The organism is Streptomyces sp. Tu 2975 (assembly GCF_009832925.1).
GTDB lineage: Bacteria > Actinomycetota > Actinomycetes > Streptomycetales > Streptomycetaceae > Streptomyces.
The window spans coordinates 2,124,331-2,145,815 of record NZ_CP047140.1 but is presented as its reverse complement, the minus strand read 5'-3'; the positions used below and the strand labels follow the sequence as shown (position 1 = coordinate 2,145,815).

The window sequence follows — 21,485 nt, the reverse complement described above, 5'->3', positions numbered from 1 at the left end:
CCCGTCCGTGAGGCCGGGCCACCCGCACCTGTAGGAGGGCCCCTTCGCGGCGTGCCCCGGCGAACAGCCCTCCGCCATCCCTCTGACGAACGCCGCTCCGCCGACCATCGACCACCGGCAAGGACCATCATGACTGCCACACCCCTGCCCTACGATCAGCTGAAAGGACCGACCACGGTCCGCCGGCTGCTCACCACACCGACCACGGGCCCGCTCGTCGCCCTGCTGCTGGCCTGTGTCTTCTTCTCCCTGACGACCGAGCAGTTCCTCTCCGGCGGCAACTTCTCGCTGATCGTCCAGCAGGTCATGGTCGTGGGCACACTGGCCATCGGCCAGACCTTGATCATCCTCACCGCCGGCATCGATCTGTCCTGCGGTGCCGTCATGGCGTTCGGCAGCATCGTCATCGCCAAGACGGCGGCCGAAAGCGGTCTGCCCCCGCTTGTCGCGATCGCCCTCGGCCTGGCCGTGTGCGCGGGCTTCGGTCTGGTCAACGGTCTGCTGGTGCAGTTGATCCCGCTCCCGCCGTTCATCGTTACCCTCGGCATGCTGAACGTGGCCTTCGCCCTGACCCACATCTACTCCGCCGAACAGACGATCACCAACCTCCCGGGACCGCTGACTGCCCTTGGGGAGACGTTCCCGCTCGGCAACACCGACATCACCTACGGCTCGCTCGTCACCATCGCTCTGTTCCTGGTCTTCGCCTACGCGCTGAGCAGCACGTCCTGGGGCCGGCACGTGTACGCGCTGGGCAACAGCCCTGAGGCGGCCCGCCTCAACGGCATCCGCACCTCCCGGCTGACGATCGGCCTTTACACCCTGGCCGGAGCCGTCTACGGAATCGCCGCGCTGCTCCTGGTCTCCCGTACCGGCGTCGGTGACCCGCAGGCCGGACAGACCGACAACCTCGACAGCATCACCGCCGTCGTCCTCGGCGGCACCAGCCTCTTCGGCGGTCGGGGCGCCGTCCTCGGCACCTTCATCGGCGTCCTCATCGTCGGTGTGTTCCGCAACGGTCTCCAACTGATGGGCGTCGCCTCCATCTACCAGACTCTGATCACCGGCGTCCTGGTGATCCTCGCCGTGACCGTCGACCAGATCTCCCGGAGGAAGGCACGATGAGCACTTCCGATGTCACGCCCGTGCTCCAGGCCCGCGGCCTGGTCAAGCGGTACGGTCATGTCACCGCCATCGACGGCGCCGACTTCGACCTGCTGCCCGGCGAAGTCCTCGCCGTCATCGGCGACAACGGCGCCGGCAAGACGAGCCTGATCAAAGCCCTCACCGGCGCGATCACCCCCGACGAGGGCGAGATCCGGCTGAACGGCGAACTCATCAAGTTCACCGGACCGCAGAGCGCCAGGCAGCACGGCATCGAGACCGTCTACCAGGACCTTGCCGTCGCCGCCTCCATGGATATCGCCTCCAACATTTTCCTCGGACGCGAACTGCGCCGGCCGGGCCTCCTCGGCAGCGCGCTGCGCATGCTCGACAAGAAGCGCATGCGCCAGGAGGCAGCAGCCCACATGGCCGACCTCAAGATCGGGCTGCGGTCGTTGACGCAGCCGGTGGAGACCCTGTCCGGAGGCCAGCGCCAGGCTGTGGCGGTCGCGCGGTCCGTCGCCTGGGCCAAGAGCGTCGTCGTGATGGACGAGCCCACCGCCGCGCTGGGTGTCAAGGAATCGGGACAGGTCCTCGACCTGATCCGCCGAGTCCGCGACAAGGGCATGCCCGTGGTCCTGATCAGCCACAACATGCCGCATGTCTTCGAGATCGCCGACCGCATCCACATCCACCGGCTCGGCCGTCGCGAGGCGCTGATCAAGCCTTCCGACTTTTCGATGGCGGAGGTCGTCGCCATCATGACGGGGGCGCTCAGGGTGAGCGACGATGGAGGTACGGTCGTTGCCGACGCGGATGCCGCCGAGGCGGCAGGCGTGTCCGCCCACTGAGTCACCGCGGGGGCAACGCCGCGTAGAACGCAGGGTGCCGCATAGCCAGGACAGCGGGCCCGGCCCCAGGGGGTCGGGCCCGACGAACGCACAGGAACGGTGGTACATGGCCGCGAACCGTCGCCCCACACTGGCCGATGTCGCCAAGGAAGTGGGCGTCAGCGCCAAGACGGTGTCCCGGGTCCTGAACGAGGACGGGCCGAGCTCTCCGCAGACCCGTGAGCGTGTGCTCGCCGCGGTCGCGAAGCTCGGCTTCCAGCCGAACCTGATGGCCCGCAACATTCGGGTCGGAGGCCCCGACACCACCGTCGGCCTGGTCGTACCGGACCTGGGCAATCCCTTCTTCGGAACCGTCGCCAGCGGCATAGAAGACGTCGTGCGCAGCCGCGGGCTCACTCTGCTCATGGGTTCGTCGGCCGAAGACCCGGACCGCGAGAAGGCGTTGATCCAGACTTTCCTCGCCCGGCGCGTCAGCATGCTGATGGTCGTCCCCGCGTTCGGAGCCGATCACAGTCACCTCAAGGCACCGCGTGCGGCAGAGCTGCCGGTGGTCTTCCTCGACCGGCCGGGAGTCGGGCTGTCCGCCGACTGCGTGGTCAGCTCCAACCGGACCGGCGTCCACGAGGGCGTCTCCCACCTCATCGCTCGCGGCCACAGCAGGATCGGTTTCATCGGAGACCTTCCCGCCAAGCTCTATACCCGGCGTGAACGGCTCGCCGGCTACCGCTCGGCGCTCGCCGAGGCCGGACTGCCCTACGACCGGACCCTGGTGTCCGGCGCCCACAGCCAGGACGGGGCCGCCTCCGAGACCACTGCGATGCTGGGCCTGCCGAATCCGCCCACCGCCATCTTCGCCGGAAACAACATGATGGCCCTCGGCGTCATCGCACAACTCGCTCGCGCACGCCGTAAAGACATCGCCCTGGTCACCTTCGACGACCTCCCACTCGCCGAGACCCTCGAACCGGCATTGACCGTTGTGGCCCAAGACCCCGCGACCATCGGTGAGACAGCAGCCAAGACCGCGCTCGCCCGCCTGGACGGCGACCACAGCCGCGTCCGGACCATCATGGTCCCCACTCGTCTGGTGATCCGCGGCTCCAGCGAACTGCTCCCCCACGCTGCCAGGCCGACAACGGCCAGGAACTGAGCACCCGTTTCGCGTCTCGCGCGCCGCTGACCTGCGGTTTGCTTTTACCTGTTGTGTGTAGAACCGTTTCTTATGACAGACCACGTGGAGTGCGTGGCGATTCCGGAGCCGGTGAAGAAGGACGCCTGACCTGCGGTTCTGCCCGTGCACGCCATGTGTGGTGCGGGTGTTACGGGCGGTATCGAGAGGCTGGAGCGAAACGTCGCTAGTCCTGACGTGCTGTCAGGTCTCCTTGGTACAGGTGGCGGTGGGTGCAGCGCTGCTTGCACAGTCCGTGGGTGGGAGCCGGTGGGGGACGTCCCTCACGTCATCGTCACGACGACCTTGCCGGCCTTCGCGCGGCCCTTCTCGACGTACTCCATGGCCTGTCGGGTCTGGTCGAACGGGAAGACGCGGTCGACGACGGGACGGATCCTCCCGGCCTCGATGAGCGGCGTGAGTTCGCCCAGCTGTTCGCCGCTGCCCTTCATGAACAGGAACGAGTACGTCACGTGGCGGCGCTCGGCGCGGCGCCGGGTCCTGAAGCTCAGCGCGCTCATCGCCAGTCGGAGGATCGGGTTCGCGCCCAGCTCGCGGGCGAAGGCCGCGTCGGGAGGGCCTGCGACGCTGATGACCTGCCCGCCGGGCTTGAGTACCTGCAAGGACTTCTCGATCGTCTCGCCGCCGAGGCTGTCCAGGACGACGTCGTAGTCGTGGAGGAGCGTCTCGAAAGCCTGCTTCTTGTAGTCGACGACGACGTCCGCGCCGAGCTCCTTCACCAGGTCGACCTTGGCCGTGCTCGCGGTGGCGGCCACGTGCGCGCCCAGATGTTTCGCCAGTTGGACGGCGATGGTGCCCAGGCCGCCGGAGCCCGCGTGGACGAGAACCTTCTGGCCTGGTTGCACGTGTGCCCGCTCGACCAGGGCCTGCCACGAGGTGAGGGCGACCAGGGGAAGGGACGCGGCCTCCTCCATGGTGAGCGTGGCCGGTTTGACGGCCACGTCGTCCTGGTGGACGGCGATGAGTTCGGCGAACGTGCCGATGCGGTCCTTGTCGGGCCGGGCGTAGACCTCGTCTCCCACCGCGAACCGCGTGACCGCCGATCCCACGCGGACCACCACCCCGGCGAGGTCGTTGCCCAGGACGAGCGGGAGACGGTACGGCAGGATCGCCTTGAAGTCCCCGTCACGGATCTTGAGATCCAGCGGATTGACGCTTGCCGCGTGGATCCGGACCAGGACGTCGTCGGCGCCCACCTGCGGGTCGGGCATCTCCGCGGCGCGCACGCCGGCCTTGTCGCCGTACCGCTCGATCATGAACGTCTTCATCGTCGTCTCCGTTGCCCGTCCGCGAGGGGCGGGCTCTGTGTCCAGCCCGGGCTTCTCCCGGTTCGAGACACCTTGTGGTCTTCGCTTCGGTTCTTCGGACCCCCCTCGCCGATGCGGGAGGCGTGGGGGCGGGGCGTGCCTCAGGCCGCGTTCGGCGAAGCGGCCAGGCTCCGCCTGACGTACCGGGTGGTCTCGTCGGCGAGGATTTCCGGCAGGCCGTCCTCGATCCCGTGCAGGGCCTGTGCGGCGACATCGGCGGGGTCGATCTTCTGGTCGGCGGGGATGTCCACGGCCATGTCGGTGTCCATGTATCCGACGTGCAGCGCCGAGACGCTGATGCCGCGGGGCGCCAGTTCCTCCCGGGCCGCGTTCGTCAGCGCCCATGCCCCGGCCTTGGCCGCGGCGTAGGACCCGAGGCCGGCCGGGTGCAGCCAGGACAGGACGGACAGGACGTTGAGCACGGTGCCGCCTCCGTTGGCCTCGATGACGGGGGCGAAAGCTCGCGTCACCGCGAGCGGGCCGAAGAAGTTCGTCTCCATCTCCAGGCGTACCGCGTCCAGGCCGCCCGCGATCAGCGGCGTGGCGGTGGAGATGCCCGCGTTGTTGACCAGCAGCGTCGCGTCGGACGCGGTGCGGGCCGCAGCGCGGATCGACTCCGCGTCCGTCACGTCCAACCGAAGCGGGACCACGCCGGGCAGGTCCACCGTCTCGGGGCGGCGGGCCGCCGCGTACACCTTCGCTCCACGCTCCGCGAGCTGGGCGGCCAGCTCCCGCCCGAGCCCCCGGTTTGCGCCGGTGACCACCGCGACCGCGTCCTTCAGTTCCATGTCTACTCCCAGGGGTGCGGGCGTCGAGCGCCTCACGGCATTTAGATTACGACCGCAATCCAACCTCTGCCCTATGATAGATGTCAAGCGTCATCCAATTGGGAGGTGGCTGATGGGCCGCGTATCGCAAGCGCAAGCGGAGGAGAATCGCCGACGGGTGGTGGAAACCGCGTCCCGGCTGTTCCGGGAGCAGGGCACCCATGTCAGCGTCGCCCACCTCATGAAGGCGTCCGGCCTGACCCACGGCGGCTTCTACAAGCAGTTCGCCTCCAAGGAGGCGCTCATCGACGAAGCCACCACTCACGCGTTCGATGAACTCGTCCGGCTCCGCGACGACGGACTCGAGCGGCACGCCGGGCAGCGCGACGCCGCCCAGCGGGCACTGATCGACACCTACCTATCGATCGAGCACCGCGACAGCGCGGCGACCGGGTGCCCAGCCGCCGCGCTGGCCGCCGACATGGCGCGCGAAACCGGAGACTACGAGGCCCGTCGTGTCTACACCGAGGGCGTGGGCGACTTCGCCGAGTGGCTCGCCACCGACGAGCAGGACGGCATCACCCGGCTGTGCACCATGCTCGGCGCACTCGTCCTGGCCCGGGCCACCAAGGGCTCCCCGCTCTCCGAGGAGATCCTCGGCACCGTGCGCGCGGCGTTGACGGAAAGCAGCTGATCGAAGGCATGGCACGGCGTAGAGCGGCGGGTGATCTGCTGCCGGCCGCGGGGCGAGCCGCCGGGCTTCATGAGGCGCGCCCGGGCCGGGCGGGACGACCGCATCGCGGTAGCGCTGATCCGCGGCCGCTCCGGTCGCACGGTGGTGGCTGGTTCGTGGATCTCGGGACCCGGCCCGGCCAGGACTGGGACCGGCCCGGCGGCCCGGACCGGGACAGGGACCCGGACCGGGCCCGGACCGGGACAGGGACCCGGACCGGGTCCGAGGGATCACAACGTCGCCACCGGGTTCGGGGAGCCTGCCGGGATCTGTTCGACGATCTCCCACCGTTCGGCGATGAGGCCGTCCTGAACTCTGAAGACATCGGCCACCGCGATGTCGATGCCTCCGGGCAGCCGCCGCCGGGAGAACATCGTCACGTGGTCACCTTCCGCGATGAGCCGGCGGACGTCGATACGCATCTCGGTAAGAGGCAGTTCCCGCGCTGTCGCGATCCAGTCCGCCTTGGTGGTCGTCCGGAACGGCAGCCCGTGATCCATGAAGTCGTCGCGCAGGAGCGTTGCGACAGCGTCGAGGTCGCCCGCGCCGTACAGCTTCAGACAGGTGAGGACCAGTTCCCTGGCGTCAGTGCTCATGCCCCGGAGTGTGGCGGCGCGGCCGAGGACTGTCGATGAACTGCCAGTTCATGGACTCTGCTTCAGAGGTGACTAGGTTGACGCCATGGACACGGTAGGCGGCCTGCTGCGCGAGTGGCGGCACAGCCGACGGCTGAGCCAGCTCGATCTCGCGCTGGCGGCAGGCGTCTCGCAGCGATACGTCAGCCTCATCGAGACGGGCCGGTCCCGGCCGAGCGCCGACATGGTGCTTCGGCTCGCGGATGAGCTCGACGTGCCACTTCGGCACCGCAACCGCCTGCTGGTGGCGGCCGGATTCGCGCCGCGGTATCGCGAACGGCCCCTCGACGAGCCGGACATGTCTACTGCTCGGGACGGCGTGCGCAGGGTCCTGTGTGCGCATGAGCCCTATCCGGCACTGGTCGTGGACCGGCGTTGGAACATCGTGATGGCCAACGCACCGGTCAGGCACTTCCTCGCGGACGTCGATCCCGACCTGCTGAGCGAACCGGTCAACATGGTGCGGCTCGGGTTCGACCCGCGGGCCTCGCCTCCCGGATCGTGAATCTGGCCGAGGTGCGTTCGCTCTTCCGGTCCCGGTTGTCGCGCCAGGTCGCCAAGACCGGCGATCCGGTGCTCGGCGCCCTGTACGACGAGTTCCTCGCCGAGTGCGAGCCCGACAGATCATTCGCCCGGCCGGATCTGGAGCTGGAGGTGGCGACTTCGATGATTTTCCGGCTTCGCGGACACGAGTTGAGGCTGTTCTCCACCATCACAACCTTCGGGACGCCTCAGGACATCACGCTCGACGAGATCTCGATCGAGTCCTACTACCCGGCAGACGCCGAGAGTGCCGCCATCTTGCAGGGCTTGGCCGACGCGAGCCCGGTGCCCAGGGGCATCGGCGTCCACACGGCCCACCCCACGCGGTCCCAGGACTCCGAGGACGGTGGTTCTGCTTCTGTCGGCCACCAGGCCGCCGATGTGCACCTGCCGCTCGCCGCGGTCCATGCCCGCAGCTCCGGAGTGAATCCCGCGCCGCTGTAGCAGGCGGGCTTGGCGTGGCTGGTGTCCACGCCTCGCGCGGCGAGCAGTTCCAGGATGCGGCGGAGCCGTTCGAGGTGGCCGAGGTGCATGACCTGTTGCCACTTGGCTTCGCCGACCGACAGGAGGATGCGGCTGTGTTCCCAAGACCTGCTCGGCGCCTCGGCGGCGGCTGAACAGAGCCGCCCGAAGACCTGCGAATTTGCGTGCCGCCGGTCGCGCCCGGCGAGACGGGCGCGCTACGGGTGGGAGCGGACGTGGGCGCCGGCCTGTGCCGGGTGTTGTTGTGGATGAGGACCGGGTGTGAGGCTTCGGCCTAGGCTTCGGTCCGCTTCTCCTCGCGGGTGCCGCATGGCAGGGTGACGGCCATCATGTCGCTGGGGGCGTCCAGTGCGAGGCGGTGCCATCGCCCCCGCGGCACGATGGCCGCGGTTCCAGGACCCAGTTCGATCTCCTCCTCGTCGTCTCCCGGCTGTTCCGGACGGAGGATGATGCGTATTCCGCCGGTCAGGCAGGAGACGAATTCGTCCGCCTCGGTGTGGATTTCCGTGGACGTCGGCGTCGGTCTCTGCATGGGCGACCATCAGCAGCCAGCCGTCCCGCTCGAGCTCGGTGTCCGTTGTGGGCTGCTCGGTGTGCACCTGGCCGCCTGGGTGAAGGTGGACCAAGGATCCGAAGAGTTCGATCCGGGTGGCAGTCATGCTAGGACGTCCTTTCTGCGGTGGTCTTTCATCGGGTGAGTTGTGGGCATGGGCCATTTGCCTGGGGCGGCCGCGACTACATCACTGGACCAGGGCACGGCGCAGGGCTGCGGCGAGCTCGGCTCCGTAGGCCCCGGTGCCCGTCCGGCCGCGTGCGTGGTGACGCCCGATGGGCCGACAGATCCCGAACAGGACGGTCGACGCGTCAGTCAGCCGAGGGGGCGGACCACCAGCAGCGTCACCACGTCGCGTCCTCACTGTCAGCCGTACATCGCCACGCGGTAGAGAGTCGCGAGCGCGTCGTCGATGGGATGGGGCTGCGGCTTGCCGGAGGAGTCGAGCCTGTTCCACCTCTGCAGGTTCACCGCGACCGCCATCTGCCGCTTGCCGTCGGCACGGGTCATGGCCAGCGCTCCACCACCCCAGACCGTGCCGCCGTGGCCCCAGAAGGTGCCCTGACCGGGACTCTCCATCGGGTGCAGGCCGAGGCCGTAGTCGATCGTCTTCCCCTCCTGGGAGACGACCGGGACGGTGCGCTGCATCTGCGCCAGTGACGCCGTGCTGACGATCTCTCCGGCGAGGAGCATGCCGTAGAAGCGGTTGAGGTCCGTGACGGTCGATATCAGCGAGGCCGACGGCCCCACCCATGACATGTCGTAGACGCTGTAGTCGCGCGGCGGGTCGATCATCCCGAACCACGCCTCGTAGAGCTGCGAGTGCGGCCCGTCGACTTCCGGTCCGGCGGGGAACCCGGTGTTCCGGAGCCCGGCGCGCTCGATGACGTTCCGGGTGATGCCCTGCTCGGCCGTGGTGCCGGTCACCAGTTCCAGGAGCTGGACGAGGAGCAGGTAGTTGGTGTTGGAGTACACCCCCGGAGTGCCGCCCGGGGTGCCGACGGCGGGTGCGGTGACCCCCATCTCGATCAGTTCGGTGGGGTCGAACCGCGTGAGCCGATGGTCGTCCAGGCTCTGGGGTCCGGTGTTCGCGAGGTCGGGGAATGCCTTGAGGGAGGGGTAGGCGTACGGGAGGTACTCGGCGAGGCCGCTGGTGTGGTTGATCAGCATGCGGACCGTGATCGCGTCACCGCGTTCTCCGGGAACCAGCTTCGGAAGGTACCGGCCGATCGGTGTGTCGAGACCGATCCGACCGCTCTCGACCTGCCGCAGGACCGCGGCGGCGGTGAAGGTCTTGGTGATGCTGCCGACCCGGTGCCGCATGCCGGCGGTGACGGGGCGGCCGGTGGCGACATCGGCGACCCCGGCGGCGCCGCGCCAGACCCGGTCGCCGTCTCGCACCTCGGCGAACAGGCCCGGCATCCCGGCGCGGTGGACGTTCTCGATGGCGGCGTCCAGCGCCATGGGATCCAGCGAGTTCCTCACGACATGCGTCCTTTCGCATTGCTCGGGTGGGCTCCACATCGGTTGCCCGACCCGGGTGACAGGGCACGCGTGGCACGTCGGCCCGACTGCTGCCGGGTCGCTCGGCACGCTCATGTCCTCATTATGCACGCGGTGCGTGCAACACCAAGTGCATAGGTTAGAATGAGCCCGGAGAGAGGGGCGAAATGGCAGGTCGCAGGCGTTGGTCGACCGAGGAGATCCTGGATGCGGCAGCGGAGTTGCTGAGCACGAGCGACACGGAGTCGTTCAGCGTGCGCAAGCTCGCCGCGACCCTTGGGACCGATTCATCCAGTCTCTACCGGCACTTCCGCAGCAAGACCGAACTGCTGCGCGCGGTCGCCGACCGGATCCTCCTGGCGTCCATGGACGGCTACCGCGCCGAGGGCGACTGGAAGCAGCGCATCACCGCCCTTGCCCTGCGCGTGAGAGAGGCGTTCGGCCGGCAGCCCCAGCTCGCCGCGGTCTGGGGACGGTACGCGTCAGGCGGCGCCGGTTCCCGGCTGGTCATGGAAGAGGTTTTGCAGGCCCTGCGCGAGTCGGGGCTGCCCGACGAGGAGATCCCGGCGTGCTACCACCGGCTCGCGGTCCTCATCGCCGCGCTGATCGCCTCCGAGGCCGGAGTCAGCACCCTCACTCCGGAAGAGTACGAACAGGGCATGGAGCTGTTCCGCGTCGCGGTACTCGGCGCCGACCCCGAACGCTTCCCTGCCCTGGCCCACTTCGCCCGCGACGTCCGCCCCCTCGGGGCGGACCGCCGCGCCGCGTTCGAAGAGATCCTCGCCGCCCACCTCGCCCACATCGAGGCCGCAATCCGCCCGAGCCGGCCGAACGGCTCGTGAGCGTCGACGAACGACCGTCAGCCGACACTTACTTCTGATCACGAACCAGCAGGCGGCACTGTCGACACGCACGGGAAAGCAACGCCGGTGCACGCTCCGAGCAACGCTTTCCGACACATGCTCATCGGCTACGTGCGGGTCTCGACCGCCGACCAGAACCGCGATCATCAGATCGACGCCCTGCTGCGGGCAGGCGTCGACCGCCACATTCACGTCGAGAAGGCGAGTGGCGCGAAGGCGTCCCGCCCGAAGCTCACCGCGGACCAAGCTGCGCTCGCCCAGCAGCTGAGGTCGGCGTGCTGCGCCTGCACGCCGACCGGATGTAGCTCCGGTCCGGAAGCGGCTGCCGCCTCACAGTGTTCAGTGCCGTCGAAACGACGAGACTGCCGAGAAATTGGAGCGTCTGCATGCCCTCGCGGCCTGACCGGCCCAGAACCGCCGTGATCACGCCGAGAGGAACGGCTCCGTCAAATGCGGCGTCGCCAGGTGCAGAGTGGTGGCGGCTTCGCGGCCGAGCATGCGCTCTCTCGAGTGCCTGGCCGCCTCAGGGTCGGCCTCGTGCGCGTAGGCGAGCTCGGGGCGGAGCAACTGGAGCGCGTGCACCAGGAGGTCGCCGGTGACGAGCGCCAACTCGCGCCCGTCGGCGACCAGCACGCTCTGGTGCCCGGGCGTGTGACCGGGCGTGGCGACCGCGCGCCCGGTCCGCAGCGGCGTGTCCCCGTCGAGGAGCCGGAGCCGGCCGGCGGCCGCGAGCGGATCGGTGAGGGTCTCGCGAAGCTGAGGGTTGAGGGCGTCGAGGGCGTCGAACTCGGCCCGCTGGAGCAGGTATTCGGCGTTCGGGAAATAAGGGCGGCGGCCGCCGGTCGAGGCGTTGCCGTTCACCGCTCCGCCCGCTGATGGGACGGCCGCCTCGCTCACGACCGCCCACCCGACATGGTCGGTGTGCAGATGTGTGAGCACCACGGTGTCGACGTCGGCCGGGTCGATGCCCGCGGCGGCGAGCGACGCGGGGAGCACACCGGGCACGGGCGCCCAGGAGCCGGCCGGGCTGTCCGCCGGACCGATCCCGGCGTCCACGACGGTGAGGCCCTTGTCGCCGCGGATGGCGTACGCGCGAAACTGGAGCCGCCAGCGGCCCTCGGCGTCGACCGCGCCCGGGTCGTAGCGGTCGGCCTCTGCCCACTGAGCGGCCGTGGCCTCGGGAAAGGCCTCGGCGCGCGGGGAGAAGAACGGGCCCTCGCCGTCGGCGAGGGCGATGATCTCGGTCGAGCCGATCCAGAGGCGGGGAACGCTGAGGGGCATGACCGCAATCCTGCCATCGCCTTCCGCGCGGGTGGGTGACTCGCCCCATGCCGTGATGATCTCGATGTGGGACGAGGTGATCTCGTAGACCCGAGTCCCTACCGAACCGGAACGATTCATCATTGGCGCTAACGGCTGTGCCGTTGTTTCAAGCACCGCCAATTGCATCGGATGCGAACTCGCGACGGTCTGCGATGCGGCGTCGGAGGATGCCGAATTCCCCTGCGTGACCAGGGCGGTTGAGGCCCTGAAGCGGCATGCGACGTTAGCGGGTGGTGGCACCTGAACGCCAGCCGCGTCACTCGTATGGCTGGCCGGCCTGCGGATCTACGACCGAGTCGCATCGGATGCGGTTTTCTCGCACCGAATGCGAGCGACGGAGGGTGGCGGAACGGTGGGGTTCACCGGGTCGGTGCCGGGGGCGGCGAGGCTGGATCTGGTCGACGGGGTCGCGCTGCTGCGGCCGGAGCAACAAGTCTTCACAGCGATGCTGACCGGCTCCGCCGACCAGCAGCTGGCCCGTAATCTGGCCCGCACGACCGTGGAGGGCCGCGAGAACACGGTGAAGGCGGCCGATACGCCCCGGGAGATCTCGCAAGGTCACCAACAGGCTGGCTTCCTCGAGGACCGGCGACAGTCGATCAGACCCTGTGAACGAGCCCCATCTGCGAGCAGCGGCGTCCGGTGCGCCCAGCCGTTCGGGCGGACGGCGGCTTGTTCACAGGCTCTGAGCTGAACCGCTGACGGGGTGGTTCCGGAATACGCCAGAGACCTGCCTTCTGCCGGCGGCAGAACACCGTCCCGACCGGGCTCGACGATCACTACAGTCCAGGCTCATGACGACGGTTACAACGCGCACGATCGAATACGCGGCCGACGGCCTGACGATGATCGGGCATCTCGCGCTCCCGGCCGGTCTCGACCGCCGGCCCGCGGTCCTGGTCGGGCCCGAGGGGGTGGGGCTCAGCGACGTCGAGCGCCGCCGGGCCGATGTGCTCGCCGAGCTGGGATACGTGGCCCTGGCCTTCGACCTCCACGGCGGGCGCTATTTGGGCGACCCTGAGGAGATGTTGGCCCTTTGCATGCCGCTGCTCGCTGACCCCGACCGGATGCGAGGCATCGGCCACGCCGCGCTCGACGTGCTCCGCGCCGAGCCGCGGACCGACCCGGACCGGATCGCCGCCGTCGGCTACGGCACCGGGGGCGCAATCGCGCTGGAACTCGGGCGCGACGGCGTCGACCTGCGCGCGATCGCGACAGTCAACGGACTGACCACGGGCCGACCGGGCGAGACGGCGCGCATTCACTGCCCGGTGTGGGCCGGGGTCGGGTCGGAAGACCCGATCATGCCGCTCGCGCAACGGGACGCATTCACTGCCGAGATGCAGGCTGCGGGCGTTGACTGGCGCCTCGTGGTCTACGGCGGCGCCTTGCACGCCTTCCATCACCCACCGGTCGACCACATCGTGCTTCCTGGGGTCGGTTTTCACCCTCAGCATGCGCAGCGAGCTTGGCGGGACGTCGTCGACCTGCTCGCGGAGTGCCTGCCCATAACGGAGTGATCTGGTCGGCAACCATAGCGGGCTGGGTTCCTCGTGGAACCGGCGACAGAATCCGAGTGGGAGTTGCTGGCTCCGTTGATACCGAGTGCCCCGCACCGGCATGGGGCGGCCCCGCTGCCGACACCGCGTGATCGCCGACAAGGCTTACAGTTCACGCGGCTTCCGCGCCTACCTGCGACGACGCGGCATCGGACACACCATCCCACAGAAGAATGACCAGAAGCAGCACCGCCGCAACCGTGGTAGTCAAGGCGGTCGGCCCGCGGGCTTCGACCTTGCGATCTACCGCCGCCGCAACACCGTCGAAACGCTGCTTCAACCAGCTCAAAGGCTTCCGCGGTATCGCCACCCGCTACGAGAAGACCGCCACCTCCTACGAAGCAGCGGTCACACTCGCATCACTCCCGCTTTGGGCAAGATCAGTTCGAAGACGGACCCTAGTGCCGCATCAGGCAAAGTTCGCCCTGTTCACGACCTCGCGGAGGCGTTCGTCAGCGGCGTGTTTGTTCCGCCAGATGATGTAGCGGCGGACCATGCCGCCCTGTTCCTTGTGGCTGGAGTGGTCGGTGCCGTCCAGGGCGAAGTAGCGCAGGGCGGTGAGCTGGGCCTCGATGCGGTTGAGCCAGGAACCGCTGGTCGGCGTGTAGGCGAATTCCACGTTGTTCGCCGCGGCCCGGTCGCCGACCCGGGTGTCCTTCATCGTGGTCAAGTGCGGGGAGAAGTTGTCGAGCACGATCGCGATACGGATCTTGGGTGGGTAGAGGCTGCGCAGGTAGCGGCAGAACTGAAGAAACCTCATCCGGTTCTTCTTCGGCTTGATGTGGCCGTAGAGCTTGTCCTTGCCCAGGTCCAAGGCGGCGAACAGGTGCCGGACCCCGTGTGGACGGGTGTAGGTCGCCCGCCGCCGGGGCCGGGGTTCCGGTCGGGGTCCTTATCGCAGTGCCTCAATGGATAAGGTCCTGCGGATGGAGATCACAGACCTGACGCCTCTGGAACGTCGCATCTGGCAGGCGTTCCCTCGTGGTGTAGCGATCGACGTCCGCGGAGACGAGGGTGAGGACCCCGCGACGATTCAGAGCGCGGAACGGACTGTTCGGGCTGAGGTCATCCGGGCCCTCCTCCTGGGAAGTTCATCCGAACCCGGCGAAGCGCCCGCTCTGCGCATCGCCGGAGCGTGGATCACCGGCGTCCTCGAGCTCCAGCACGCAGAGATACACCACCCAATCCGTCTTACCACCTGCCACTTCCAGCACCCCTTGCACCTCGACGGGACGCAGGCCCGCCAACTCGACCTCAGCGGCTCCTGCCTTCCCGCTCTGGCGGCCACGTCCCTTCGCATCGACGGTGCACTCCGGCTCACGAACTGCCGGATAGCGGGAAGCGTCCAGCTGAGCAACGCGGAGATATCCAGCGGGATCTTCCTCGACCACGCGCACCTCGGGACCGGTGGCGGATGGGCGCTCCAACTCGATCACGCCTCTGTCGGCGCCGATGTATGGGCACCCGGCCTCGTGACACTGGGGGGATCAGCCTCAGCACGGCGCATGTCGAAGGGGCTGTCGATCTAGAAGATGCCCAGGTCAAAAACGCGAATGGCGATGCCCTCGACGCCGCGCGGCTCACCGTCGGAACCGTCCTCAACGCGGGTGGCCTCACTGCCGAGGGCCGGGTCAGGCTCACCGGTGCCAAGGTCGCGGGCTGGATCTCCTTCATCGAAGCCAAGCTCAGCAACCCCGGCGGCGTCGCACTGGGCATCAGCAGTTGCGAAGCCACCCAGCTGACGCTGCGAGATGCACAGCCAGTCTCCGGCGACGTCAAAATGCACTACGCCAGCTTCAAGGTCATCGAGGCTGCACCACAGGTCTGGCCGGCCACGGTCCGCCTGGAGGGACTGACGTACGAGGCGCTTACCCCGCGCCTTCCCGCCGCGGACCGACTCGTCTTGCTGCAGCGTGATGCGGACGGCTTCGTCCCTCACAGCTACGAGCAGCTCGCGGCCTCCTACCGCCGCGTCGGTGATGACGCCGACGCCCGCACAGTCCAACTGGCCGAGCAGCGTCGACGCCGGGTCGCTCTGCCCTGGTACGCCAGGCTATGGGGTTATCTCCAGGACGCGACCCTGGGCTACGGCTTTCGTCCTACCCGTGCCGGTGGCTGGCTCCTGGCTCTGCTCCTTCTGGGCTCAGTCGCGTATGGAATGCACCATCCACCCCCGGCCGAGCACGGCAAGGGCCCCGAGTTCAATGCCCTCATCTACACCCTGGACCTCCTGTTGCCGATCATCAACTTCGGTCAGCAGAGTGCCTTCACACCAACCGGCGTTTACCAGTGGTTGTCCTACCTACTGATCGCCGCCGGTTGGGTTCTCGCCACGACCGTCGCCGCCGGGATCACTCGGACCCTCAGCCGTCAATAGCGCCCGCTTGGTCGTGACGTGTCGCTCGGTTGCTGCGCCAGGCGGCAACAAGTCGTGACCGGACTACCGGGACACGCCGAGCACCTCCTGACGGAGAACATGAATGCCGTGGTCCTGGAACGTCAGGGCGGGACGGCCGTCCGTGTCGATCGAGCCGGCGGAGGGCAGGTCGAGCCCTGCGGCCAGGTTGGACCTGCTGCCGGAGGTCCCCAGGAGGGCGGTGTCGTCACCTCCTGGGGGCATCGGAACTGTCGCTACCCGGCCGTGGTTACTCGACGCCGAGACCGGCGTCGTCGACCTCGTCCTTGCCCTCGGCCTTGAGGACCTTGTTGAGCGGCGCGAGGTCGTAGATGCCCTTCAGGTCGGGCTTCTCCAGCAGACCGGCCTTGACGGCGTGCTCTGCCTGGGTGCTGAGGGTGGACGCCAGCGGGTCGTCGAGGAAGGTGATGGACTTCCAGGCCGGGTCGATGACGTCGGCGGGCAGGGCCTTGCCCGACTCCTTCTTCAGCGCCGCGTTCGCGGACGCCTTCGCCTTGTCCGGGTTGGCGTTGATCCATTCGTTGGTCTTCACCGAGCCCCGCAGCACGGCCTCGACGACGTCCGGGTGCTCCTCCAGGAACGCCTGCCGGACGATGATGTTCGTGATGACGAACTTCTTGTCCGGCCACAGGTCGGCCTCGTCGAGCAGTACCTTCGCGCCCTCGGTGACCAGCTTGGACGCGGTCGGCTCCGGCACCCACGCGCCGTCGATGGAACCGGACTTGTAGGCGTCAGGGGTGACCTTGTTCTCGGTGCGGACCACGGAGACGTCGCCCTTGCCGCTCTGTGCGTCGGCCTTCCAGCCCTGCTCCGCGATCCAGTTGAGGAACGCGACGTCCTGGGTGTTGCCGAGTTGCGGCGTGGCGATCCTCTTGCCCTTGAGGTCGTCCAGGGACTTGACCTTGTCCGGGTCGACGACGAGCTTCACGCCGCCGGAGGCGGAACCGCTGATGATGCGCAGGTTCGTGCCGTTCGACTTGGTGTAGCCGTTGATGGAGGGCGAGGGACCGATCCAGCCGATGTCGATGGAGCCGGCGTTCAGCGCCTCGATCTCGGAGGGGCCGGCGTTGAAGGTGGACGCCTTGATCGTGGTGCCGCCGAGTTCCTTCTGGAGCAGCCCCTCCTGCACGCCCACGAGAGCGGTGGCGTGCGTGAGGTTGGGGAAGTAGCCGATCTTCACTTCGTCGGCGGACAGCTTCTCGGCGTCCGCGGCGACCTCGGTCCGCTTGCCGTCGTCGGTGGACTCGGAACCGTAGCCGCACGCGGTGAGCAGGAGGGGAAGCGCGGCTATGACGGCGATGGTGCGCAGGGCGGTGAGCGGTCTTGCGGCAGACACGACGGTGTCCTCTCAAGGATGGCCGGCAGGAGGGTACGAAGAGGCAAGGTGTACTGCTTCTCGGCGCGCAGCAGCGCTCCACTCCTCGTGCGGCAGGCGTGCCGGCGTGAGGCGAGGAGTGGAACGTGGGGGGTGTGGTCGGCCGAGGGTGTCCGTCCCGCCGACAGAGGTGGGGCGGCGGGAGGCGGCACTGGTTCTGAGCGAGTCAGGATCTGCGGCGTCAGAGGGGCCGACAGATGGCACTGGACGTGCGGGCGAGGTCGATGTGACGACGCGAGGTCAGGAGGGGCCGCGATCGGGCTGTGCGGTCGAACGTTCCCATGGCCACCCCCCCCCGTTGATTCCTAGTTTTCCTACCTGATTGCTAGGGATCGTGGCAGAAGATGGCGTCCACCCCAAGGGGTGGTTCGCATGCTGGACGAAGCGATCTCGCTTTGTGAGACCCGTGGTGACCGGCTCAGCGTGTCAGGGGTTGACCCAGGCGCTCGGCGCCGTGGTCAAGGCGGAGACTGCATCGGGCAGTTGGGCCGACGCGACATCGGCGAGCGACACGCCCTCGAGGATCTCGCGGACGTTCGATCGCAGCGCGATCCACAGGGGGAGCAGCGACTCGGCGGGGCCGGTGTAGGAGAGCTCCGGGGGGCGGACCCCGCGCACCGACACCAGCGGTCCGTCCACCACGCGGATGACGTCGGCGATGCTGATGGATTCGGCGGGCTTGGCCAATCGATAGCCGCCGTTGCCGCCGCGCCGGCTGAGAACGAGGCCACCCCGTCGCATGTCGTTGAGGATGCCTTCGAGGAATTTGTGCGGAATGTCCTGGGCGTCGGCGATGGCCTCGGCTTTCAGTGGCCCGTCATCCCCTGACGCGGCGAGCTGCAGTGCGGCACGTACCGCGTAGTCCGCCCTGGCTGAGATCCGCATGCGCACATTATCCCGCACGGCTTCGGCCGGTGTCCGGTGCGGGGGCCGCCGGACAGGTGTTCCTGGCCCGGCGGCCCCGGGGCTCAAGCCGCGGCGGGTGTGTAGTGGGCGGCGTCGTCGCCCTCGACGACGTGGCTGAGGGTGCCGTCGACAGCGGCGGGCACATCGCCCGCGACGGTCACCCGATGGAGCAGGCGCGGCAGGTCGCCGTAGTCGTCGGGGGCGTAGTGCTGGGTGATGCGGTTGTCGAAGAGGACGAGGTCGCCCGGCGTCCAGGCCACGCGCACGATGTTCTCGGGGCGGGTGACGTACGACTGGAAGATACGCAGCAGATCCCGCGACTCGGAGGGGCCGAGGCCGACGATGCTCTGGGCGAAGCCACCGATGAACAGCCCGCGCTCCCCCGTCTCGGGGTGGACGCGCACGACAGGGTGGGCGGTGCGGTACCTCCGGGAGACGAACCGCCTGCGATGCTCCGCCGCCTGCTCGTTCTTCGGGGCGGCGTAGTCGTAGTCGTTGGTGTGTACGGCCCAGAGCTTGTCGGCCAGCTCGCGCAGCGGCTCGGGCACGTCCCGGTAGGCGGCGGCCGCGTCGGCGATGAGCGTGTTGCCGCCGTACGGCGGGACCACGATGCTGCGCAGTGTGGACGCCTTCGGGGCGTACGGACGAAGGTGACGTCGGTGTGCCAGTGGTTGGCGCGGATGCCCTCGTCGCCGTCGACGGGCAGGACGTGCGGCCGGCCGTCGACCGAAGGCACGGTGGGGTGGGCGGTGGTCAGCTCGCCGAACAGGGAGGCGAAGCGGAGTTGGCCCGCGTCATCCAGGTTCTGGTCGCGGAAGACCAGCGCCTTGTGTTCCAGGAGCGCGGCGTTGATCTCGGTGACGACGGCGGGGTCGATGTCGGCGGAGAGGTCGACGCCGAGGATCTCGGCGCCGATACGGCCGCCGATCCTGCGGATGTCGAAGCCGGTGCTGGTGGTCATGGGCGGGTGTTCCCTTCAGGGGATGAGCAGCGGGTAGGTGAACGGTCGGGAGGTCGTCAGGGGTGACGGGCGGGGAGTTTCCTCGGACCGTCGGGGACGCGGCCGGAAAAGGCTCTGTTCGCACGAGGGGGGACCGTGCATTCGATGGCATGAGGAACCCGTAGCCAAGAGGGTGCTCGGCGATGGCGCGCAATAAGTCGGCCCCGAAAGGGGCAGAGACCCGCCGGGAATTCCTGCCAGGAATCCGTCGGCTACGCCGAAAACGGTCGTGGTGGCCGACTGTGAAAAGGAAGCCGGAGACCGGCGCCCGTCAGCGCCTTCAGCGGCCGACGGAACAGATGGCGCTGGCCTGACGTCGCAGATCGACGTGCAGGCGCGCGGCGAGGTTCTCGGACTTGCTCACGTTGGTGAGCGTGGCAGCGAAATCCGGCCGAGTCAATGTGCCCTGCGCGTACATCTCGTATTCTGAACCGCTCGACATGTGGGTGAAGTGTGGCGTTCATAATCGCCGCGATTCCGGTCGCGTGGCGAATGCCGCTCGTGCCGAGCCGGCCGGGAAATTCGAGGGGCATCGGACGGTCAGACGGGCGGGACGAACGCAGGGTGCGCGCCGTTGAGGAAGTAGTCCCCGATATCGCGCAGAGTGTGGGAGGCGGGCCCGCGCAAGACGTGGGTCCGGGCATTGCGCCAGAAGCGGTCGAAGCCCAGCAGCGAGGAGGCGGAGCGGGGTCCGATGATGTCGAGAGCGCGGGCGGTCGACTCCTCCGCAGCCCTGGAGGCTGCGGCTTCGGCCATGGCCACGAGTATCGAGATCTCGGCGTACTCGTCGTAGGTGAGGTCTTCGGCCCGTGCCAGTCCGCCGTGCACGGCTTCCCGTGCTTGATCGGCGAGCGCGGACGCGGAGCGGGTCAGGACGGTGAGTTCGCCGTAGAGGGTCAGCACCTGCGGGTCCTGGGGGGAGCCGAGGGGCCGGTCGGGGTGCCAGGGTGAGTGGCCCGCCCTGCTGTACTCACGGGCCTCGGCGAGCACTCCCTCGGCCATGCCGAGACGGAGCTGCACGGAGAGGAGACGCCCGACCGGCGATGCCAGCGCGGCCAGGGGCGAAAGGAGGTCCTCGTCCACGGACAGGGAGCCGAGTATGTCGTCGGCGGCGACCGGTACACGGTCGAAGTCCACGCTGCCGCCGGCCGCGAGGCGCTGGCCGAACGTGTTGGCGTCGCTGCCGATCCCCACGCCGGGACGGGCGGGATCGACGACGACGGCGAGTGGCTCGCCGGTGCCGGCCCGTACGGCCCGCACGGCGAGACGGTCGGCGACCAGGACCCCGGTGGCGTAAGTCTGCCGACCGTCGAGCACGAAACCGGTGGCCGTCCCGGTCAGCGTCAGAGACTGTTCCTGACGGGCGAAACCACCGCCCCAACACCACTGCTCCATCGCTGACTTCTGCTGGAGCTGAGCGGCGGGAGAGGACTCGGTGAAGTACCGGGCGCTCCACGACAGGAAGTAGTGACAGCCGAGCAGTTGACCGATCGCGCCGTCGGCCGCGGCGATGTCCCGGACGACGGCGTATGCCGTGGGCCAGTCCGCGCCCCCTCCTCCGACTTCCGCCGGTACGAGGAGCGTCAGCAGTCCCGACTCGCGCAACCGGGACACCTCGTCGAACGGAGCCTTGCCTGCCTGCTCCCTGGCCACCGCGTCCGTGGCCAGGTCGTCCGCCGTCTCGCGGGCCACACGCAGCCAGTGCGCGACGTCGGGCCCGGTCCGGTCGGATTCCGTGGCGGGGCCGGACGGCGCAGTGGCAACCCCCATGGTCGTGGTCTCCTCAAGGTCGGTAGCAGGGTGCGGTGTCGGGGCGCTCGAGCTGGTCCGGCACGTACGTGCGGCCACACGCCGTAAGGTGACGATCGGGTGCCGGTGAGCCGTGCCGAGCTTGCGGCGCAGGCGCGTGCTGTGGACGTCCACCGTGCGGCGGTCGTCCTTCAGAGGTGCGTCGGCCAATCGGGCGCGGTGGGTGGGGCGCCTGATCACCGGGGAGGAAGGAGAAGAAGCCGAGGTACGTGCAGTGTGTGAACCGCGTGGCTTACCGGCGACAGCAGGCGGCGCTGACGACGTGACCGAAGTCGACATGCCGACGACGAACGAGTCGCTGCTGCGTGTGTGACATGAGCATCATCCTGCGCACCTGCCGGGCGGGCCGTCAATGCTTCCCTAGTAAATCGATGGGAAATGCAGGGAATGCGCCACGCACGTGGTCCCCGATCACGTCGGTCGTCGTCCGGGCTTCGGGCGCGCGGTGGCCCTCTCCAACTGGGCGTGAGGAGCGGGCAGATGGGGTCCTGGCCCCTGCGGCGATGTGGACGGCAGTGGGCGGGTGGATCCGCGGCGTCGTCAGCACGGCGCCCTGGCCACGGCCT

23 protein-coding genes and 4 pseudogenes are annotated in these 21,485 nt (G+C 68.6%); 12 read left to right on the top strand and 15 right to left on the bottom strand.

The features are described from left to right. Positions 1 to 129 precede the first annotated feature (129 nt). The 3 genes from GLX30_RS09385 (at position 130) to GLX30_RS09375 (ending at position 3,105) form a co-directional block, all read left to right on the top strand. Positions 130 to 1,125 carry an ABC transporter permease gene (locus tag GLX30_RS09385; protein WP_159685916.1) on the top strand — a complete coding sequence of 332 codons (996 nt, stop codon included), beginning with the start codon at positions 130 to 132 and terminating at the stop codon, positions 1,123 to 1,125. Continuing rightward, positions 1,122 to 1,955 (top strand): ATP-binding cassette domain-containing protein, encoded by an 834-nt coding sequence (locus tag GLX30_RS09380; protein WP_159685913.1) that lies wholly within the window; start codon positions 1,122 to 1,124, stop codon positions 1,953 to 1,955. The genes GLX30_RS09385 and GLX30_RS09380 overlap by 4 nt, the downstream gene beginning before the upstream one ends. 106 nt (positions 1,956 to 2,061) lie before the next feature. Then, complete coding sequence (locus tag GLX30_RS09375; protein ID WP_159685893.1) at positions 2,062 to 3,105, top strand: LacI family DNA-binding transcriptional regulator; 1,044 nt, start codon at positions 2,062 to 2,064, stop codon at positions 3,103 to 3,105. A gap of 302 nt (positions 3,106 to 3,407) precedes the next feature. On the opposite strand, the gene GLX30_RS09370 is transcribed toward GLX30_RS09375, so the two are convergent. Next, the gene (locus tag GLX30_RS09370; RefSeq protein ID WP_159685888.1) at positions 3,408 to 4,412 is read right to left on the bottom strand and encodes an NADP-dependent oxidoreductase; all 1,005 of its coding nucleotides are present in this window, start codon (positions 4,410 to 4,412) and stop codon (positions 3,408 to 3,410) included. A gap of 140 nt (positions 4,413 to 4,552) precedes the next feature. Beyond that, positions 4,553 to 5,239 carry an SDR family oxidoreductase gene (locus tag GLX30_RS09365; protein WP_159685883.1) on the bottom strand — a complete coding sequence of 229 codons (687 nt, stop codon included), beginning with the start codon at positions 5,237 to 5,239 and terminating at the stop codon, positions 4,553 to 4,555. A gap of 112 nt (positions 5,240 to 5,351) precedes the next feature. Here GLX30_RS09365 and GLX30_RS09360 point away from each other — a divergent pair, with 112 nt between their 5' ends. Further along, positions 5,352 to 5,912, top strand: coding sequence for a TetR/AcrR family transcriptional regulator (locus GLX30_RS09360; protein ID WP_159685878.1), 561 nt, complete (start codon positions 5,352 to 5,354; stop codon positions 5,910 to 5,912). Positions 5,913 to 6,181: 269 nt separating this feature from the next. On the opposite strand, the gene GLX30_RS09355 is transcribed toward GLX30_RS09360, so the two are convergent. Continuing rightward, a complete protein-coding gene (locus GLX30_RS09355; protein WP_159685875.1) occupies positions 6,182 to 6,547 on the bottom strand; it encodes a nuclear transport factor 2 family protein in 366 nt (121 codons plus the stop codon). 85 nt (positions 6,548 to 6,632) lie between these two features. Between GLX30_RS09355 and GLX30_RS36155 the strand changes: the two genes are divergently transcribed. Both GLX30_RS36155 and GLX30_RS36150 read left to right on the top strand, forming a co-directional pair. After that, a complete protein-coding gene (locus GLX30_RS36155; protein ID WP_347879710.1) occupies positions 6,633 to 7,091 on the top strand; it encodes a helix-turn-helix domain-containing protein in 459 nt (152 codons plus the stop codon). Then, a complete protein-coding gene (locus tag GLX30_RS36150; protein ID WP_347879709.1) occupies positions 7,088 to 7,573 on the top strand; it encodes a hypothetical protein in 486 nt (161 codons plus the stop codon). Before GLX30_RS36155 ends, GLX30_RS36150 begins: the two co-directional genes overlap by 4 nt. 313 nt (positions 7,574 to 7,886) lie before the next feature. On the opposite strand, the gene GLX30_RS09345 is transcribed toward GLX30_RS36150, so the two are convergent. Both GLX30_RS09345 and GLX30_RS09340 read right to left on the bottom strand, forming a co-directional pair. Next, a complete protein-coding gene (locus tag GLX30_RS09345) occupies positions 7,887 to 8,144 on the bottom strand; it encodes a cupin domain-containing protein (protein WP_347879708.1) in 258 nt (85 codons plus the stop codon). A 387-nt stretch (positions 8,145 to 8,531) separates the two neighbouring features. Continuing rightward, positions 8,532 to 9,629: a serine hydrolase domain-containing protein gene (locus GLX30_RS09340; RefSeq protein ID WP_347879804.1), complete on the bottom strand. Its 1,098-nt coding sequence runs from the start codon at positions 9,627 to 9,629 to the stop codon at positions 8,532 to 8,534. 206 nt (positions 9,630 to 9,835) lie between these two features. On the opposite strand from GLX30_RS09340, the gene GLX30_RS09335 reads away from it, so the two are divergent. Both GLX30_RS09335 and GLX30_RS35880 read left to right on the top strand, forming a co-directional pair. Continuing rightward, positions 9,836 to 10,510 carry a TetR/AcrR family transcriptional regulator gene (locus tag GLX30_RS09335; RefSeq protein WP_159685871.1) on the top strand — a complete coding sequence of 225 codons (675 nt, stop codon included), beginning with the start codon at positions 9,836 to 9,838 and terminating at the stop codon, positions 10,508 to 10,510. A gap of 117 nt (positions 10,511 to 10,627) precedes the next feature. Next, complete coding sequence (locus GLX30_RS35880) at positions 10,628 to 10,954, top strand: recombinase family protein (protein WP_279632581.1); 327 nt, start codon at positions 10,628 to 10,630, stop codon at positions 10,952 to 10,954. On the opposite strand, the gene GLX30_RS09325 is transcribed toward GLX30_RS35880, so the two are convergent. After that, entirely contained in the window at positions 10,955 to 11,812 is an 858-nt protein-coding gene (locus GLX30_RS09325; RefSeq protein WP_159685866.1) for an MBL fold metallo-hydrolase, read from the bottom strand. Between the two features lie 394 nt (positions 11,813 to 12,206). Here GLX30_RS09325 and GLX30_RS34630 point away from each other — a divergent pair, with 394 nt between their 5' ends. The 3 genes and pseudogenes from GLX30_RS34630 to GLX30_RS35155 all read left to right on the top strand — a co-directional run. After that, positions 12,207 to 12,548: a hypothetical protein gene (locus tag GLX30_RS34630; protein WP_208545394.1), complete on the top strand. Its 342-nt coding sequence runs from the start codon at positions 12,207 to 12,209 to the stop codon at positions 12,546 to 12,548. 100 nt (positions 12,549 to 12,648) lie between these two features. Then, positions 12,649 to 13,374, top strand: a complete 726-nt coding sequence (locus tag GLX30_RS09315; RefSeq protein ID WP_159685858.1) for a dienelactone hydrolase family protein — start codon at positions 12,649 to 12,651, stop codon at positions 13,372 to 13,374. A gap of 271 nt (positions 13,375 to 13,645) precedes the next feature. Then, positions 13,646 to 13,787 (top strand): annotated as a pseudogene (locus GLX30_RS35155) (transposase); the annotation flags it as partial. Positions 13,788 to 13,822: 35 nt separating this feature from the next. Here the strand turns inward: GLX30_RS35155 and GLX30_RS09305 are convergent. Both GLX30_RS09305 and GLX30_RS36145 read right to left on the bottom strand, forming a co-directional pair. Continuing rightward, a pseudogene (locus GLX30_RS09305) lies at positions 13,823 to 14,307 on the bottom strand (transposase); the annotation flags it as partial. A 197-nt stretch (positions 14,308 to 14,504) separates the two neighbouring features. After that, on the bottom strand, positions 14,505 to 14,849 hold the full coding sequence (locus GLX30_RS36145; RefSeq protein ID WP_347879707.1) for a hypothetical protein: 345 nt from the start codon (positions 14,847 to 14,849) through the stop codon (positions 14,505 to 14,507). A gap of 20 nt (positions 14,850 to 14,869) precedes the next feature. Here GLX30_RS36145 and GLX30_RS36140 point away from each other — a divergent pair, with 20 nt between their 5' ends. Beyond that, the gene (locus GLX30_RS36140; RefSeq protein WP_347879706.1) at positions 14,870 to 15,790 is read left to right on the top strand and encodes a hypothetical protein; all 921 of its coding nucleotides are present in this window, start codon (positions 14,870 to 14,872) and stop codon (positions 15,788 to 15,790) included. A gap of 102 nt (positions 15,791 to 15,892) precedes the next feature. On the opposite strand, the pseudogene GLX30_RS09295 reads toward GLX30_RS36140, so the two are convergent. The 7 genes and pseudogenes from GLX30_RS09295 to GLX30_RS09270 all read right to left on the bottom strand — a co-directional run. Further along, positions 15,893 to 15,979 (bottom strand): annotated as a pseudogene (locus GLX30_RS09295) (ABC transporter ATP-binding protein); the annotation flags it as partial. A gap of 79 nt (positions 15,980 to 16,058) precedes the next feature. Continuing rightward, positions 16,059 to 17,165 carry an aliphatic sulfonate ABC transporter substrate-binding protein gene (locus GLX30_RS09290; protein ID WP_159685852.1) on the bottom strand — a complete coding sequence of 369 codons (1,107 nt, stop codon included), beginning with the start codon at positions 17,163 to 17,165 and terminating at the stop codon, positions 16,059 to 16,061. A gap of 220 nt (positions 17,166 to 17,385) precedes the next feature. Further along, a complete protein-coding gene (locus GLX30_RS36135; RefSeq protein WP_347879705.1) occupies positions 17,386 to 17,487 on the bottom strand; it encodes a putative leader peptide in 102 nt (33 codons plus the stop codon). Between the two features lie 143 nt (positions 17,488 to 17,630). Next, complete coding sequence (locus tag GLX30_RS09285; RefSeq protein WP_159685849.1) at positions 17,631 to 18,089, bottom strand: Rrf2 family transcriptional regulator; 459 nt, start codon at positions 18,087 to 18,089, stop codon at positions 17,631 to 17,633. Positions 18,090 to 18,172: 83 nt separating this feature from the next. Next, positions 18,173 to 19,071 (bottom strand): annotated as a pseudogene (locus GLX30_RS09280) (TauD/TfdA family dioxygenase). 319 nt (positions 19,072 to 19,390) lie between these two features. After that, positions 19,391 to 19,552, bottom strand: coding sequence for a putative leader peptide (locus GLX30_RS09275; protein ID WP_159685846.1), 162 nt, complete (start codon positions 19,550 to 19,552; stop codon positions 19,391 to 19,393). Positions 19,553 to 19,650: 98 nt separating this feature from the next. After that, complete coding sequence (locus GLX30_RS09270) at positions 19,651 to 20,880, bottom strand: acyl-CoA dehydrogenase family protein (RefSeq protein ID WP_159685843.1); 1,230 nt, start codon at positions 20,878 to 20,880, stop codon at positions 19,651 to 19,653. Positions 20,881 to 21,485: the final 605 nt, after the last annotated feature.